We start from the raw sequence: 17224 nt of genomic DNA on the forward strand, positions 1-17224 counted from the left end.
ACGCGAGGAAGGGGATGTGAGGAGAGGATGTGATGCGGGATCAGATACGATCGATTGTCATCGTCGGTGGCGGCACCGCGGGGTGGATGGCCGCGACATTCCTCGCGCGCCGGCTCGCGCATCTGCGCATCGTGATCACCGTGGTCGAGAGCTCCGCGATCGGCACCGTCGGCGTTGGTGAGGCGACCGTGCCCGCAATCCGCGACTTCTTCGCCGCGGTCGAACTCGGCGAGACCGAGCTGCTGCGCGAGACCGAAGCGACGATCAAATACGGCATCCGCTTCGCCGACTGGAAAACACGCGGGCACGCGTTCTTCCATCCCTTCGGCCTCTACGGCGTGCCCGCGCGCGGCGTTCCCTTTCACCAGATCTGGCTGCGGCAGCGCGCCGCCGGCGACACGACGCCGATCGGCGACTATTGCCTCGCGACGCAGCTCGCCGAGCGTGACCTGTTCCTGCCGCCGAGCGACCGCCCCGCCAACGACCTGGGCGTGTTCAATTTCGCGGTGCATTTCGACGCGTCGAAATTCGCCGCGCTGCTGCGTCGGTTGGCGCTCGCCAACGGGGTCGCGCACCGCGACGCGCGGATCACCCGCGTCGCGCTCGATCCCGAGAACGGCCACGTCGCGGGTGTCGACCTCGACACCGGCGAGCAGGTGACGGGCGATCTGTGGATCGACTGCTCGGGCTTTCGCAGCCTGCTGCTCGGCGAAGCGATGGGGGTGGAATATCGCGACTGGCGCCACTGGCTGCCGTGCGACCGCGCGGTCGCGGTGCCGTGCGCGAGTGACGCGATGCATCGCCCGATGACGACCGCGACCGCGATGGAGGCGGGCTGGCGCTGGCACATCCCGCTGCGTCACCGCGTCGGCAACGGTTACGTCTATTGCTCCGACTTCATCGACGATGCGGCGGCGGAGGACGCGCTGCTCGGCGCGCTCGAGGGCGCGCCGATCGCGGCGCCCAACCGCATCCGCTTCACCCCCGGCCACCGCGACCGGTTCTGGGAGCGCAACGTCGTCGGGCTGGGGTTGTCGTCGGGCTTTCTAGAACCGCTCGAGTCGACCAGCATCACGCTCATCCAGTCGGGGCTCGAACGGTTGCTGCCGCTCTTTCCCGATCGCGGCTTCGATCCCAGGCTGGCGGCGGTGTACAACCGGCAGTCGATGCTCGAGTTTGAGCGGATCCGCGATTTCCTGATGCTTCACTACCGCGGCAACGCGCGCCACGGCGAGCCGTTCTGGGACCATGTCCGCGCGATCGAGCCGACCGCGGGGCTGCAGCTGAAGCTCGACGCGTGGCGGTCGGCGGGCGAGTTCGTGCGCAACGAATGGGACACGTTCCAGGACGCGAGCTGGCTGAGCATGTACGCCGGTTTCGACGACTTGCCCGCGCGCCATTCCCCGCTCGCCGACCAGTTCGACGCGGCGGGCCTTAGCGACAGCCTGGCACGGATGCGCGACGCGATTGCGGGGACGCTGCGCCACGCCGAGCCGCACGGTCGTTTCCTATCGCGGGTGGTGGGCGAGTGCGCATGACCGTCCCCCTCAAATCTGCCAGTGGTGATAACGCAAGACGTTTGATTTATTGGCGGCGGACCCTAGGATCGCGATCAGATGTCCTCTGATCCCTTCACCGCCCGCACGCAGCCCCGATTGGTCGGCGCCAACATCGAACATGCCGGGCTGCACAACCAGCGTGTCGTGCTCCACGCGATCCGGGTCGCGGGCACCGCGACGCGTGCCGAGATCGCGGACGTGACCGGGCTCACCCCGGCGACGATCTCGAACATCACCAACCGCCTGCTCGACGAAGGGCTGCTCGAACGCGCGGGCCAACGCCGTGGCGGGCGCGGACAGCCGGCGACGCGGCTGGTGGTCAACCCCGCCGGCGCGTTCGCGATCGGCGTCAACATCGACCGCGATCACCTGACGCTGGTCGCGGTCGATTTCGACGGCGCGATGCGCGCGCGGATCAGTTGCGAACGCGCCTTTGCGACGCCGGCGCAGGTGCAGGAATTCTATCGCAGCAACGTCCACGACCTGTTGCAGCAGGGCGGGGTCACCGTGTCGTCGCTGACCGGGATCGGCGTCGCGCTGCCCGACGATCTGGGGCGCATCGATCTGCCGGGGCGGCCGAGCGATTACGACCAATGGTCGACCGTCGATGTCGCGAGCCTGTTCGTCGAACCGTTCGCGCTGCCCGTCCTGGTCGAGAACGACGCCGCCGCAGCCGCGATCGGCGAGATGCAGTTCGGGCTCGGGCAGCATTATTCGAGCTTTTTCTACCTGCTGATCGCGTTCGGGCTGGGCGGCGGCGTGGTCGTGAACTCGCTCTACAATCGCGGGGCCGACGGGCGCAGCGGCGAGATCGGTTTCATGCTGGTCGACGACCGCGACGGCCAGCGCGTGCAGTTGCAGAGCATCGTCTCGCTCGCGGGGTTCGCGCGCGCGCTGGCGGAGGCCGGGCTCGAGCCCGCGAGCATCCGCGACCTCGACCTGCGCGATCCGCGCGTCGCGCAGGTCGCGCACGACTGGGTCGCGCGCGCCGCGCAGGCGCTGGTCCAGCCGATGATCGCGGTCAGTTGCCTGCTCAATCCCGGCGCGGTGCTGATCGGCGGGCGGCTGCCCTTCGCGCTCGTCGAGCAACTGGCGCAGCGCACCAACGTGCTGATGCGGCGGGTCGGCGCGCACGCGCCGGTGCTCGCCCCGATCAAGGCCGCGGCGATGGCGGAAGATTCGCCCGCGATCGGCGCCGCTCTGCTCAGTTTCGGGCATCTGATGCTCCCCGCCGACAGCATCGCGGGCGGCACGCGTGCCGACGCCGCGGCATGACCACGCACGCGCCGACACCGGCATGAGGAAAGACTGACGCCATGCGCGACGAGAAAACGCAACGCATCGCCGGGGTCGAGCTGGGCGGCACCAAATGCATCGTCGTCCTGTCGGACGCGTCGGGCGCGATCCTCGAGCAGCACGCGGTCGCGACGCAGGCGCCAGGCGAGACGCTGGACGCGATCACCGCGCATCTGGCGCGGTGGTGGAACGCGGGCGGGTTCGACGCGCTCGGCATCGCCTCGTTCGGGCCGCTCGACCTCGATCCGCGCTCACCGGGCTACGGTACGATCACGACCACGGCGAAGCCCGGCTGGCGCGATGCACCGGTGCTGGCGACGCTGACCGAGCGGTTCGACGTGCCCGTCGCGTTCGACACCGACGTCAACGGCGCGGCGCTGGCGGAAGGGCGCTGGGGCGCGGCGCAGGGGTTGCGCGACTACGCTTATGTCACGGTCGGCACGGGCGTCGGGGTCGGATTGATCGTCAACGGCGCGCCGACCCGCGGGATCGGGCATTGCGAGGCGGGGCACATGCGCGTTGCGCGGCTGCCGCACGACGACTGGGCGGGCGCGTGTCCGTATCACGGCGCGTGCGTCGAGGGGCTCGCCGCTGGCCCGGCGATCGCGGCGCGCGTCGGTGCGCCTGCCGAAACACTGCCGCGCGACCATGCGGTGTGGGAGAGCGTGGTCGAGGCAGTGGCGCATATGCTGCAGGCGCTCGCCGCCGCAACCGGCCCGCGCCGGTTCCTCGTCGGCGGCGGGGTGCTGGGCGCGCGGCCCGATCTGACCGCGCGGATCGACGCGCGCGTGCGGGCGCTGGTCGGCGATTATCTCGCCCTGCCGCCGGCGAGCGCGACCGCGCCGTACGTGTCGGCGCCGGGGCTGGGTGCGGCGGCGGGGCCGCTCGGCCCGATCGCGCTCGCCTTGTCGGTGGTGCCCGCCGCGACCGCCAACCCGGTACAACCCGTCACCGCCTGCCACTGAACGACACGCTCGCCCGCGCCGACGAGCGCGGCGACCAAAGGGAGAGAGACAGATGAACGCGTCAAGCAAGATCGCGTCGATGCTGCTGGCGGGCGTCGCGCTCGCCGCATTGCCGGCGACCGGCCAGACCCCCGGCAACAGCGGTCCGTACAACGCGCACGTGCTGACGGGGGGCATCGGGATCGAGCGTCCGCTCGAGCAGGCCGATGCGCTGATCGCGGGCGGCGCGCCCTATACGCTCATGACATGGGTGCGCGTCGATGCGCGCGACGCGGGCGAGGTCGTATTGGTGCAGGTCGGACGCGATGCCGCGCGCCGCGCGCTGGTGCTGGCGGGCGGGCGCCTGGCCTTGCGCGACGGCGCGACGCTGCTGCGCGGTGCGGCGGTGGGGCAGGGCTGGCACCATCTCGCGGCATCGTCGGACGGCGCGCGCGTCACATTGTTCCTCGACGGGCAGGTGGTCGGCGGCGGGCGCGCGGCGGCAACCGCGGTCGCCCCGGTGATCGCGGTCGCGCCGGCAATCCCCGGCGCGCCGCATTTCGGCGGGGATCTGGTCGACGCGCGCGTCGAGGCGGGGGCGCTCCATAGCGCCGCAATCGGCGCGATCGTTCGCGCGCGACCCGATTTCGCATTGGTGCAGATGACCGAGGTCGGCGTCGGCTGGCCGTTCCAGAAACAGGCCAACATCGGACTGACGACACAGCAGGACGCGTGGACGCTGCCGCAGTCGCGCGACAGCGCCTATACCGCCCCCGTCGCGAAGCCGGTGTCGAGCGCGCCTGTGATGCAGCCGACCGTGCCGGGGCACTGGCAGGTCAACGGCTGGACGCTGGCGGCGGCGCCCGACGTGGCGGGCGACGGCGCGACGCTGTCGCGCGCGGGTGCCCCCAAGGGCACGTGGCGCGCAGCGACCGTGCCGGGCACGGTGCTGCAGACGTTGGTCGACCGCGGCGTCTATCCCGACCCGTATTACGGGCTCAACAACCTCAAGATCCCCGAGACCCTCGCGCGGCAGGATTACTGGTACCGCACCAGCTTCACCGTGCCCGCGCAAGCCGCGGGGAAGCGGCTGACGCTGGTGTTCGGCGGGATCAATTACGCCGCGGAAATCTGGGCCAACGGGACGCGGCTGGGCGAGACGCACGGCGCATTCGTGCGCGGGCAATTCGCCTACACCCCGGTCGCGGGCGAGAACGTGATCGCGGTCAGGGTATCGCCGCCGCCGCATCCCGGCATCCCGCACGAACAATCGGTAAAGGCGGGCGTGGGCGAGAACGGCGGACAGCTCGCGATCGACGGGCCGACCTTCGTCGCGACCGAGGGGTGGGACTGGATCCCCGGCATCCGCGACCGCAATACCGGGCTGTGGCGCCCGGTCGAGCTCGTCGCGACCGGCGCGGTCAAAATCGGCGATCCGCACGTCGTCACCGACCTGCCGCTGCCGCGCACCGACAGCGCCGACGTCTACGTGACGGTGCCGATCGACAATGCGGGCGCGGCGGCCGACGTCACCGTGCGCGTCGCGTTCGAAGGCGTGACGGTCGAGAAGCGGGTGGTCGCGCCCGCGGGCCATAGCGAGGTTGCCTTCACCCCGGCCGAGTTCCGGCAGTTGAGTGTGGCCAACCCCAAGCTGTGGTGGCCGAACGGCTACGGCGAGCCGCATTTGTACGACGTGAACTATGAAGTGGCGGGGGCGGACGGCGTGTCGGACACGCGCCGCGACCGGTTCGGCATCCGCGAGGTCAGCTACGACCTGTCGCTGTTCGATGCCGCAGGCGCACTTCGCCGTGTCAACGTGCAGACGACCGACGGCGCGCTCGCGCACACGCCGCTGATCGACGTGCGCCACGCCGCGATCAAGCAGACGCCGACCGGCTGGGCGGAATCGCTCACTCCCGCGGGCGAGCGGTCGCGCGGGGTGACGCCGATCACTGAAACGCTGCCCGAGCCGCATCTGACGATCCGCGTCAACGGCGTGCGGATCGCGGCGCGCGGCGGCAACTGGGGCATGGACGACGCGATGAAGCGCGTCAGCTACGACCGGCTCGCGCCGTATTTCCGCCTCCAGCGCGAGGCGCACATGAACATCATCCGCAACTGGATGGGCAACAACAACGAGGAGGAGTTCTACGATCTCGCCGACGAGAACGGCATGATGATCCTGAACGATTTCTGGCAGTCGACGCAGAACTTCCAGGTCGAGCCCGAGGACGCGTCGCTGTTCCTCGATAACGCGCGCGACACGATCGCGCGCTACCGCAACCACCCCTCGATCATCCTGTGGTTCGGCCGCAACGAAGGCGTGCCCTATCCGACGCTCAACGAAGGGCTGGCGAAGGCGGTGTTCGACCTCGACGGGACACGCTGGTTCACCGGCAGCTCGAACATGGTCAACCTGCAAGGCTCGGGGCCGTACAATTACCGCCCGCCGGTCGGTTACTTCACCGACCTCGCCACCGGTTTCTCGGTCGAGACCGGCACGCCGTCCTTCTCGACCGCGGAATCGATCGCGAGCTACGTGCCCGCGGGCGACCGCTGGCCGCTCGGCGACGTGCTCGCCTACCACGACTGGCATTTCGCCGGGAACGGCGACACGAAGACGTTCATGGCCACGCTCGACCGCATGTACGGCGCTGGCACCAGCTTCGCCGATTTCGAGCGCAAGGCGCAGATGATGAACCTCGAAACGCACAAGGCGATGTACGAGGGCTATCAGGGGCATCTGTGGACCAAGAATTCGGGCCGGCTATTGTGGATGACGCATCCGGCGTGGCCGTCGAACGCGTGGCAGATCTATTCGTGGGATTACGACACCCACGCCGCTTACTACGGCGCGAAAAAGGCGGTCGAGCCGCTCCACGTCCAGCTCAACCTGCCCGGTAACGAGCTGGTGGTGCTGAACACCACGCGTGACGACGCGCGCGGCCTCATCGCGCGTGTGCGCGTCGTCGGGCTCGACAACCGCGCGCTCTATTCGCACGACACGAAACTGGACGCGCTCGCCAATCGCGCGACCGCGCTCGACGCGGTGCCGCTAGCCGGTCTGTTCGCGGCGAACCCGATGCTGCTGGTCAAGCTGTCGCTGCTAGGCCGCGACGGCCGATCGGTGTCGGAGAATTTCTACTGGCGCGGGCGCGACGAGGGCGCGTACCGCGCGCTCAACACGATCGCGCCCGTCGCGCTCACCGCGAGCGCGGGGGCGGTGACGACGAGCGGCAGCGATCACGTCGTCGAGGTGACGCTCGCGAACGACAGCGCGGTGCCCGCGCTCAACGCCAAGCTGACGTTGGTGGACGAGGCGGGCAAGCGTATCCTGCCCGCGTTCTACGACGACAATTACGTGTCGATGTTGCCGGGCGAGCGCCGCGTGATCGCGATCCGTTATCCCGCCAGTATCTCCGCCAGCCCGCGCGTCACGCTGTCGGGGTGGAACGTCACCGCAGCGACGGTGGCGACGCGATGAGCGCGCCAGGCGTGATCGAACCCTCCGACGACGCCGAAGGCGACGCGCGCGTCACGCCGGCGATCGTGCTCAGCGCCCTCGGTGCGGCGCTCGGCGGATTGCTGTTCGGGTTCGATACCGCGGTGATCTCGGGCACGACCGTCGCGTTGCAGGCGCATTTCGCGCTGAGCGATGCGGCACTGGGTTTCACTGTGGCGGCGGCGCTGATCGGCACCGTGATCGGATCGCTCGTCGCCGGGGCGCCCGCCGATCGCTACGGGCGCAGGCCGATGCTGCTGGTGATCGCGATCGCTTATGTCGTCTCGTCGATCGGCGCGGGGCTCGCCGGCGGCTGGACCGCGCTGCTGCTGTTCCGGTTCCTCGGCGGGCTCGCGATCGGGGCGGCGTCGGTCGTGACCCCGGTCTATATCGCGGAGGTGTCGCCCGCGCGGTTCCGCGGGCGGCTGGTCGCGCTCAACCAGCTCAACATCGTGCTCGGCATCCTGCTGGCGTTCCTGTCGAATTATCTGGTGGCGCAGGTCGCGCCGCCGGCGGTGGCGTGGCGATGGATGCTCGGCATTGTCGCGGTACCCTCGGCCGTGTTCCTGCTCGTCACGCTGCTGCTGCCCGACAGTCCGCGCTGGTATGCCGCGAGGGGCCGCGACGCTGAAGCGCTCGCGGTCCTGCGCCGGCTCGGTTTCGGCGACGCGGCGGGGTCTCTCGCGCAGATGCGCGCCGCGCAAGCTGGCGTGGGCGCGGACACGATGCGGGATAGGCCGCGCTTGTTCGATCGCAGATACTCGGTGCCGGTCTCCTGCGCGATCGCGATCGCGATGTTCAACCAGCTCTCGGGCATCAACGCGCTGCTTTATTATGCGCCGCGCATCTTCGCGCTGGGCGGTGCGGGTGCGGACAGCGCCCTGCTGCAGTCGATCGCGGTCGGGGGCACGAACCTCGTCTTCACGCTGCTCGCGCTTTCGCTGATCGACCGGTTCGGCCGCCGGCCATTGCTGTTCGTCGGCTCGATCGTCTGCGCCGCCGCGCTGATCCTCGTCGGGATCCAGCTCGAGCAGGTGCGCCCCGACGGTACGCTGATCCTCGTCGGGCTGCTCGGTTTCATCGCCGCCTTCGCGGTCAGCCAGGGCGCGGTGATCTGGGTCTTCATCGCCGAGATTTTCCCGAGCGAGATCCGCGGCAAGGGACAGGCGCTCGGCTCGACCACGCACTGGGTGATGGCGGCGGCGATCACCTGGACCTTCCCGGTCGTCGCGACCGCGCTCGGCGGCTGGGTGTTCTTCGCCTTCGCGGGCGCGATGCTGCTGCAGTTCCTGTGGGTCGCGCGGTACATGCCCGAGACGAACGGGGTCGCGCTGGAGAACATGCGATACGCGCCCCGTGCGACGACGCGAAACCAGACTGATGCAGATCAAGGTCGGTCGAAGAAGAGAGACACAACGGTTTACCCATTGTAGACGAACCCGATAACACGGGGTCCTCTTGTTCATCTTGCATCTGGCGCTGGGTGGCTGCCTCAAGGCGCCCCCGATCGATTTCGGTATCACGGCCGATTCCGGCGGCCATCTCGCATACGTGCTGGCCGCCGCGACGATGCAGGCGACGTTGCCCAGCACCGACCAGGTCGTGATCGTGACGCGGCTTTTCGCCGAGCCACATCTGTCGGATGAACATGCGCTGGCGTCGCAGGTGATTGCGGACGGCGTGACGATCGCGCGGCTGGCGACGACCAACCCTGGCTATCTCGAAAAGGAAGCGCTGGCGGACGAGCTGCCGTCGTTCATGGCTGCGTTTCGCGACTATCTTCGTGCCTTGCCGACCTTGCCCGACGTCATTCACGCGCATTTCGCGGATGCCGCCGCGATCGCGATCGACGCGCGCGCGCAGTTCGGTATCCCGGTCGTCTACACGCCGCACGCGCTCGCGATCGACAAGCGCGCGCAGGGGCTCGACAGCGCGGGGCTGCACGCCCGGATCGAGGCGGAGCGTACCGCCATCGCCGCGGTCGACGCGCTGATCGTGTCGAGCCGCGACGAGGCCGAGCGACAGCTTCCCGCCTACGCGACCTCGCTCGGCGAGCGTGTTCACCTGATCGCGCCGGGCGTACCGCAGCGGGCGGTCGATACCTCGGGGGCGACGCGTTCGACCGCGCTGGCGCAATCGTTCGACCGACCCGATCTGCCGATCATCCTCGCGATCGCGCGGCCCGTCAGGAAGAAGAACCTTGCCGCGCTGATCCGCGCCTATGCCGGCGACGCCGCGTTGCAGCGATCCGCCAATCTGATCATCCTCGCGGGGCAGGACGATGGTCACGCCGGCGCGGAGGAGCACGCGGTGCGCGCCGAATTGCGCACGCTCGCCGACGCGCCCGCGCTGCGCGGTCGCATCGCCTTGCCCGCGCGGCACGACGAGGCCGACGTGTCCGCGCTCTACCGCCGTGCGGCGGCGGGCGGCGTGTTCGTCAACCCCGCGCTCCACGAACCGTTCGGGTTGACCGTGATCGAGGCGGCGGAGGCGGGTGTGCCCGTCGTCGCGACGCGCAACGGCGGCCCGGTCGAAATCGTCGATCGCATCGGTCACGGCATCCTGGTCGATCCGCGCGACGACCGCGCGATCGCCGCGGCGTGCCGGGCGATCATCGACGATGCCGACGCGCACGCGCGCTTCGCCGCCGCCGCGCGCGCCAATGTCGGGCAATATGACTGGCAGCGCTACGCCGCGCGATCGGTCGAGGTCTATCCCCACCTGCGCCGCCGTCCCGCGCTGCTCGCGTGCGATATCGACGGAACGCTGACCGGATGCGTGCGTGGGGCGGCCGCATTCTCGCGCTGGCGCGGCGACAGCGCGCTGCCGTTCGTGGTGGCGACCGGGCGATCGTTCGACGACGCGCGCCGCGTGCTCGCCGACTGGGATTTGCCCGAGCCCGACGCCTTCATCACCGATGTCGGCACGCGGATCATGCTGGCCGGGGCGGACGGCACGTGGGCGCCGTGCTCGCGCTACGCCGCGACGCTCGATGACGGATGGGACCTGCGAGCGATCCGTGCCGCGCTAGTGCCGCTCGCGCTTCGACCGCAAGGGGCGGAGACCGCGAGTGCGCACAAGCTCAGCTTCTTCGGCACGGCGGGGGATGCGGCGGCGATCCGCGACGCGCTGGAGGCCGCGGATTGCGCGGCGCGCGTCGTCTTCTCGCACGGGACGCTGATCGACGTGCTGCCGGTGAACGCGGGCAAGGCAGCGGCGATCGCTGCCTACGCCGACCGGATCGGCCTGACGCTCGCCGATTGCGTTACCGCGGGCGACAGCGGCAACGACGAGGATATGCTGGACGCGAGCGGCAGCGCGATCGTCGTGGGGAATGCGAGCGACGAACTCGCCGGGCTCGCCGCGCGCCCGGGCCTCCACCGCGCGCGCGCGCATCATGCCGCGGGGGTGATGGAGGGGCTGGCGCGGCTCGGGCTCGCGCCGCAGACGGAGGAAGTGGCCGCGTGAAGCGTCCATTCGGCTATTTCGTTCATCACCAGGGGCGCGGCCATGCCGAGCGGTGCGCCGCGATCGCGGGCGCGCTGCCACCCGATCGCCCGCTGACGATCTTCTGCGCCGCCGACGACATCTTTCCTGCGATGCCCGCCACGGTGTCGATCAAGCGCATCCCGTCGCTGTTCGAGCCGACCGGGCAGGAGGCCGCGACCGCCGATTGGGTGCCGACCCCATCAACGCTCCACTGCGCGCCGCTCGGCTGGCCCGGCATCCGCCAGGCGATGGCGGCCATGGCGAACTGGTTCGCAGACGCCGACCCCGCGTTGATGATCTGCGACGTGTCGGCCGAGGTCGCGCAGCTCGCACGCATCTGCAGCGTGCCGCACGTGAAGGTGTTGCAGCACGGCGACCGCAGCGACGCCGGCCACCGCGCGGCCTATGACGGCGCGGCGGGGATCCTCGCCCCGTTCCACGCCGATCTGGCGCAGCCCGAATGGGATGACGCGATGCGCGCGCGGACGTGTTTCGCGGGCGGGCTGGGCGTCGACACGCGCGTGCCCGATCGCGCCGCGGCACGCGCGCGGATCGGCGTCGGCGCGGAGGAGGAACTGATCCTCGTGATGGCGGGGGGCGGGGGAGCGGGCTTCGCGCAGGCGCCGCTCGGCGTCGGCGCCCGCACGCGGCCGTCGGCGCGCTGGATCACGATCGGCCCGGTGGTACGCGACTGGCACGCGACCGAGCCTGCCAACATCGAACATCGCGGCTGGGTCGACGATGCCGCCGATTACGTCGCGGCCGCCGATCTGGTCATCGCATCGGTCGGCAACACGACGTGCCAGCAGATCATGGCGGCGGCGCGGCCGTGGCTCGCGGTGCCCGAATGGCGCTATTTCGACGAACAGCACCGCAAGGCGGAGGCGCTGGCCGCCGCGGGCGTCGCCTGCGTCCGCCCGCATCTGCCGTCCTCGGCGGACGCGTGGGCGCAGGCGCTCGACGACACGCGCGGGTCGCACGATCCCGACCGGCAGCGCGCGATGATCGCGGTGGATCCGGCGGCCGATACCGCGCGTTGGCTGGAGGGTCTCGCGGATCGTTTATGGTCCGTACCGAGCACCACCGAACCCGTGTCCCCGATCCCCTCGCCCGCATCCGCCTGACTGGAGCCCGTTGATGTCCGTTTCCGTCGTCACGCTGGCCGGTGGCCGGCCCGATCACCTTCGCAACCTCGTCACCGGGCTGTCGCGGCAGACGCAATTGCCCGCCGAATTGATCGTCGCGGTGATGCAGGATGCGGAATACGACCTGCCCGACGCGCCGTTTCCGGTGACGCAATTGCTGGTCGAGGGCGGTGACCTTCCGCTGGCGCAGGCGCGCAACGCCGCGGCGCAGGCGGCGCGCGGCGACGTGCTGGTCTTCCTCGACATGGATTGTATCCCGACGCCCACGTTGGTCGCGGATTACGCGCGCCACCTGGACGCGCTCGACGGTCTCTTGATGGGGGAAGTCATGTACCTGCCCGGCGGCGCGACCGCGGGTGATTGGACGAGCGAGGATTTCACCGCGATCGCGGTGCGCCATTCCGACCGCCGCGGGCCGCCCGCCGACGGCGTCGAGATCTGCACCGATTACCGGTGCTTCTGGTCGCTCAACTTCGCAATGCGCCGCGATACGTTCTTCCGCGTCGGCGGCTTTCACGAGGGTTACCGCGGCTACGGCGGTGAGGATACCGACTTCGGCAAGGTACTCGACACCGCGGGCATTCCGATCGCGTGGATTAGGGGCGGGCTGGCACACCACCAATATCACCCGCATCACATGCCGCCGGTCCATCACCTCGACAGCGTGGTGCGCAACGCCGAATTGTTCGAGCGGCGCTGGGGCTATCGCACGATGGGGCATTGGCTCCACGCGTTCCGCCTGATGGGGTTGATCGATGACAGCGCGGGGCGGCCGATCCGCATCCTGCGTCGCCCCGACGCCGACGACCTCGCGCTGACCGGGCAGCAGAGCCACCAGCCTTATGCCAACACCACCACCGTGATCCGCATCTTGGAGGCGCGCGCCGCATCGCAGGACGCCGCCCCGACGCCCGCGGAAACGATCGCCGCGTGACGGTCGCGGCATGAGGATCGCGCTGCTCGCGCACGTCCGGCAACCGATCGCCGAGCCGTTCATGGGCGGGATGGAATCGCACAGCTGGCATCTGGCGGACGGGCTGGTGCGGCGCGGGCACGACGTCGTGCTGTTCGCCTCGGGTGACAGCGACCCCCGTTTCGCGATCGATCCGGTGCTCGATCAGCATTACGAGCGCACGTTTCCCTGGGCCGAGCACAAGGGATCGGCGCCGCTGATCGCGCACGTCGATGCAGGCTATGCCGCGGCGTGCGACCGGATCGCGCAGGGCGGGTTCGACGTCGTTCACAACAACAGTCTGCACCGCTTCCCGCTCGAGCCCGCGCGAACCGCGAACGTGCCGACGGTCACCTCGCTCCATGTGCCGCCGTACGACGCACTACACTGGTTCGTTAAAGCGAGCCCGGCGCCCACCCACCGGCTGACGGTCACCTCCGCCGAGCAGATGCGGGCGTGGTTCCCCGGCGGCGCCCCGCCGGAGGCGCGCGTGCTCCACAACGGCATCGATCCGGCTGCCTGGCCCTTTCACGCGGCAGGCGAGGGCGCGGTCTGGTGCGGTCGCGTCACGCCCAACAAGGGGACGCATCTGGCGGCGCAGGCCGCGCGCGCCGCGGGTGTGCCGCTCACGATCTACGGTATGATCGAGGATCCCGATTACTGGGAACAGTTGGTGGTGCCGCATCTGGACGCGACGGTCCGCTACGGCGGACACCTGCGCGGGGCCGAACTCGCCGCGGCGATCGGGCGGGCAGCGGTGTTCCTCTTCACGCCGTGCTGGGACGAACCGTTCGGCCTCGTCGCGATCGAGGCGATGGCGTGCGGCCTGCCGGTTGCGGCAATCGACCGCGGTGCCGCGCGCGAGGTGATCGGCGAGGCGGGCTGTTTCGCGGCCCCTGACGACGTTCCCGCGCTCGCCGCCGCGATCCGGCAGGCAGTCTCGATCCCGCGCCGGATTCCGCGCGAGCGGGTCGAGCGACTGTTCTCGCGCGATCGCTGGCTCGATCGCTGCGAGGATTTGTACGCCGAGGTCATCGCCGCGCGTACCGCGCGCGCCGCGTGACGGCATCCGCGATGGACGTCATCGCGCCGCAGCAGCGCGCGCTCGAGGCATTGTACCGCACCCATGTCGGACCGGGCGACCGCTACGCGTTGCTCGATTTCCCCGATCACGCCAACGTCGGTGACAGCGCGATCTGGCTGGGCGAGGTGACGCTGCTGCGTCGCATCACCGGCCGCGATCCCGATCACGTCGCGACGTGGGACGGTTTCGACATGGAGGCGTTTCGCGCCGACAGCCCCGAGGGCGTCGTCTTCCTGCACGGTGGCGGCAATCTCGGCGATATCTGGCCGCACCATCAGCGGTTCCGCGACCGTATCGTGCGCGATCTGCGTGATCGCCGCGTCGTGCAACTGCCGCAATCGATCCACTTCCGCGACGCAGCAGGGATAGCCGCGTTCGGCGACACGCTGGCGCGCCATCCCGACTTCCACCTGTGTGTCCGCGACGAACCGAGCCTGTTGCTCGCGCAGGCGCACTGGTCGTGCCCCGTCACGCTCGCGCCCGACAGCGCCTTCGCGCTCGGACCGCAGCCGCGCGGGACGGCGGACTTCGACGTGTTGATGCTGCTGCGCACCGATCAGGAGGGGGTGCCGCACGAAGCGACGGTGCGCGCCGACGCCGGCGACGCGGCGATCGTCGACTGGCTGGTCGACGACGATCTGCCGACGCGTGCGGCGGGGGAGAGCCTGGCGAGCCATTACCAGCGGCTGGCCGACGCGCGCGTCGCGCGCGGGCTGACGCTCCTGTCGCGCGGTCGGCGGATCGTGACCGACCGGCTCCACGCGCACATCCTCGCGGTCCTGCTCGGGATACCGCACCGCGCGCTCGACAACGAATACGGCAAATTGTCCGCCTATATCGCGGCGTGGACCGCGGCCTCGCCGCTGCTGGAGCCGGCCGCGCCGCGATGATCGACGTCAGCCTGATCATCTGCACGCGCGACCGCGGTGCGTCGCTCGCGCGGACGCTCGCCTCGATCACTCATGCAGTCGGACAGGCGTGCCGGATCGAAGTGGTCGTGGTCGACAACGGCTCGCGCGACGACACCCCCGCGCGTCTCGCATCGTGGTCCGCGCAGCAGGCGTTCCCCGTCATCCTGGTCGACGAACCGCGCGCCGGGCTGGCGCGCGCGCGCAACGCCGGTCTGGCGTGCGCGTCGGGGCGGATCGTCGCGATGACCGATGACGATTGCGTCCTCGACCCAGGCTATTTCGCGATGCTGACAGCGTGTTTCGCGCATCTTCCCGGCCCCGTCGTGGTCGGCGGGCGCATCCTGCTCGGCGATCCCGCCGATCTGCCGGTGACGATCAAACTGGAGGATCACGCGATGCGCGCCGATCCCGACGGCTTCCCCGGCGGGTTCGTGATGGGGGCCAATCTGGCGTTCACGCGCGATGTCGTGGACATGGTCGGCGCGTTCGACGACCGTTTCGGCGCGGGCACGCCGTTCCTGGCCGCGGAGGATACCGACTTACTGGTGCGTGCGCTCGACCGCGGCATCGCGGTGCGTTACGATCCCCACTTCGTCGTCCTGCACCACCACGGCCGGCGGACGCGGGCGGAACTGCGCCGGCTGCTCGCGGGCTACGCGTTCGGGGACGGCGCGCTCTACGCGAAGCATTGGCGCAGTCGGCGTAGCAAGCGCGCGTTCGGCATCGACGTTCGCGCCGCCGCAGCGGACGTTCGCGGAAACGAGCAGCCCGGTACGTTGCTCAGGCGGTTCCACCTGTTTCGGCTTCGGCATCTGTGCCGGGGTTTCCTATCGTACCTGTGGCACACCCGTCGTGCGGCGGGGCCGCGGCGCGCGCCCGCCGCCCGGTCAGTCGTGTTCGACAACGCCTAGGACGCGGGCCTCGGTCACCGCCGGACGAGAGGTGCTGTTGCGAGCGCCGCCGCTCAGACCATGTACCCGCGCTTAGTTTGCTCCGCATGCGTCGCCTCGGCCGATAGAATGCCCTCGCGCTTGGCGACGATCAGCGGGACCAGCATCTGCCCCGCGACATTGACCGCGGTGCGCCCCATGTCGAGGATCGGATCGATCGCGAGCAGTAGCCCCGCACCGCTCAGCGGCAGGCCAAGCGTCGAGAGCGTCAGCGTCAGCATGACCGCCGCGCCCGTCAGCCCCGCGGTCGCCGCCGACCCCAGTACCGAGACGAACGCGATCAGCAGATAGTCGCCCAGGTGCAGCGGCACGTTGAAGAATTGCGCGACGAAGATTGCCGATACCGCGGGATAGACCGCGGCGCACCCGTCCATCTTGGTGGTGGAGCCGAGCGGCACCGCGAACGCCGAATAGGAGCGTGGCACGCCCAGCGCGCGCTCGGTCACTTCCTCGGTCACCGGCAAGGTGCCGACCGACGAGCGCGACACGAAGCCGAGCTGGATCGCGGGCCAGGCACGGCGGAAGAACCATGCCGGGCTGATCCCGTGGACGAGCAGCAGCGCCGGGTAGACGACGAGCAGCACGAGCGCGAGGCCGAGATAGACCGCGCCCGCGAACGCGCCGAGCGAGGCGAGCGTGTCCCAGCCGTAGCGGACCACCGCGTCGCCGATCAGCGCCGCCGACCCGATCGGCGTCAGCGCGATGATCCAGCGCAGCAACCGGCGGAAGACTGCGAGTGCGGAGGTGTTGAACGCGAGGAACGCCGCGCCCGCCTCGCCGACGCGGACCGCCGCGGCGCCGATCGCGATCGCTGCGACGATGATCTGCAGCACATTGAAGCCGAGCGTCGTCGTGACCGCGCCGTCCTTGACGCTCGACGATGCCGCGAGCCCCAGCATGTTCGCGGGCACGATCCCGGTGATGAAGTCGAGCCACGACCCGCGCGTGCTCGGCATCACCGCCGCCGCCGCGCTGACGTCGGACCGGATGCCCGGCTGAATCACGAGCCCGAGCGTGATGCCGATCGTCACCGCGATCAGCGAGGTGATCGCGAACCACAGCAACGTCTGCGTCACCAGCCGCGCGGCGTTGTTGAGATCGCGCAGCGCCGCGATCGACCCGACGATCGCGGTGAAGACCAATGCGGGGACGAGCGCCTTCAGCAACTGCACGAAGATCTTGCCGACCGTCTGGAGTGTCACGGCGAGCGCGGTGTCGGCCCCGCCGGTCTCGCGCGCGATCAATCCGAGTGCGAGCCCGGCGGCCATGCCGACAAGGACCTGGATACCGAACGAGGGCAGGCGACGCGACGCGAGACTGGTCATCGTGCCGAGATGGTCCGCGCGCGGGCGCGGACCAAGCAAGCAAATGTGTGGGGCGCCCAAGCCAGGG

At 70.0% G+C, this 17224-nt stretch carries 12 protein-coding genes; 11 read left to right on the top strand and 1 reads right to left on the bottom strand.

The window, feature by feature from the left end; translation table 11 throughout:
* Positions 1-32: 32 nt before the first annotated feature.
* The 11 genes from KZ810_RS04395 to KZ810_RS04445 all read left to right on the top strand — a co-directional run bounded on the left by KZ810_RS04395 (position 33) and on the right by KZ810_RS04445 (position 15793).
* A complete protein-coding gene (locus tag KZ810_RS04395) occupies positions 33-1538 on the top strand; it encodes a tryptophan halogenase family protein (RefSeq protein ID WP_219767810.1) in 1506 nt (501 codons plus the stop codon).
* Between the two features lie 78 nt (positions 1539-1616).
* The gene (locus tag KZ810_RS04400) at positions 1617-2834 is read left to right on the top strand and encodes an ROK family transcriptional regulator (protein ID WP_219767811.1); all 1218 of its coding nucleotides are present in this window, start codon (positions 1617-1619) and stop codon (positions 2832-2834) included.
* 41 nt (positions 2835-2875) lie between these two features.
* A complete protein-coding gene (locus KZ810_RS04405; protein ID WP_219767812.1) occupies positions 2876-3820 on the top strand; it encodes an ROK family protein in 945 nt (314 codons plus the stop codon).
* Between the two features lie 52 nt (positions 3821-3872).
* A complete protein-coding gene (locus KZ810_RS04410) occupies positions 3873-7283 on the top strand; it encodes a glycosyl hydrolase 2 galactose-binding domain-containing protein (RefSeq protein WP_258044435.1) in 3411 nt (1136 codons plus the stop codon).
* Positions 7280-8734 (top strand): sugar porter family MFS transporter, encoded by a 1455-nt coding sequence (locus tag KZ810_RS04415; protein ID WP_219767813.1) that lies wholly within the window; start codon positions 7280-7282, stop codon positions 8732-8734. The genes KZ810_RS04410 and KZ810_RS04415 overlap by 4 nt, the downstream gene beginning before the upstream one ends.
* A gap of 25 nt (positions 8735-8759) precedes the next feature.
* Positions 8760-10769, top strand: coding sequence for an HAD-IIB family hydrolase (locus KZ810_RS04420; RefSeq protein ID WP_219767814.1), 2010 nt, complete (start codon positions 8760-8762; stop codon positions 10767-10769).
* Positions 10766-11914 (top strand): glycosyltransferase, encoded by a 1149-nt coding sequence (locus KZ810_RS17345; RefSeq protein ID WP_219767815.1) that lies wholly within the window; start codon positions 10766-10768, stop codon positions 11912-11914. Before KZ810_RS04420 ends, KZ810_RS17345 begins: the two co-directional genes overlap by 4 nt.
* A 13-nt stretch (positions 11915-11927) precedes the next feature.
* On the top strand, positions 11928-12869 hold the full coding sequence (locus KZ810_RS04430; protein WP_258044436.1) for a galactosyltransferase-related protein: 942 nt from the start codon (positions 11928-11930) through the stop codon (positions 12867-12869).
* Between the two features lie 10 nt (positions 12870-12879).
* Positions 12880-13950 carry a glycosyltransferase gene (locus KZ810_RS04435; protein WP_219767817.1) on the top strand — a complete coding sequence of 357 codons (1071 nt, stop codon included), beginning with the start codon at positions 12880-12882 and terminating at the stop codon, positions 13948-13950.
* Positions 13947-14861, top strand: a complete 915-nt coding sequence (locus KZ810_RS04440) for a polysaccharide pyruvyl transferase family protein (RefSeq protein ID WP_308461486.1) — start codon at positions 13947-13949, stop codon at positions 14859-14861. Before KZ810_RS04435 ends, KZ810_RS04440 begins: the two co-directional genes overlap by 4 nt.
* Positions 14816-15793 carry a glycosyltransferase family 2 protein gene (locus KZ810_RS04445; RefSeq protein ID WP_308461487.1) on the top strand — a complete coding sequence of 326 codons (978 nt, stop codon included), beginning with the start codon at positions 14816-14818 and terminating at the stop codon, positions 15791-15793. The genes KZ810_RS04440 and KZ810_RS04445 overlap by 46 nt, the downstream gene beginning before the upstream one ends.
* Before the next feature lie 53 nt (positions 15794-15846).
* On the opposite strand, the gene KZ810_RS04450 is transcribed toward KZ810_RS04445, so the two are convergent.
* Positions 15847-17157 carry a dicarboxylate/amino acid:cation symporter gene (locus KZ810_RS04450; RefSeq protein ID WP_219767818.1) on the bottom strand — a complete coding sequence of 437 codons (1311 nt, stop codon included), beginning with the start codon at positions 17155-17157 and terminating at the stop codon, positions 15847-15849.
* Between the last annotated feature and the right edge of the window lie 67 nt (positions 17158-17224).

It is taken from the genome of Sphingomonas citricola (assembly GCF_019429535.1).
GTDB classification, from domain to species: Bacteria; Pseudomonadota; Alphaproteobacteria; order Sphingomonadales; family Sphingomonadaceae; genus Sphingomonas; species Sphingomonas citricola.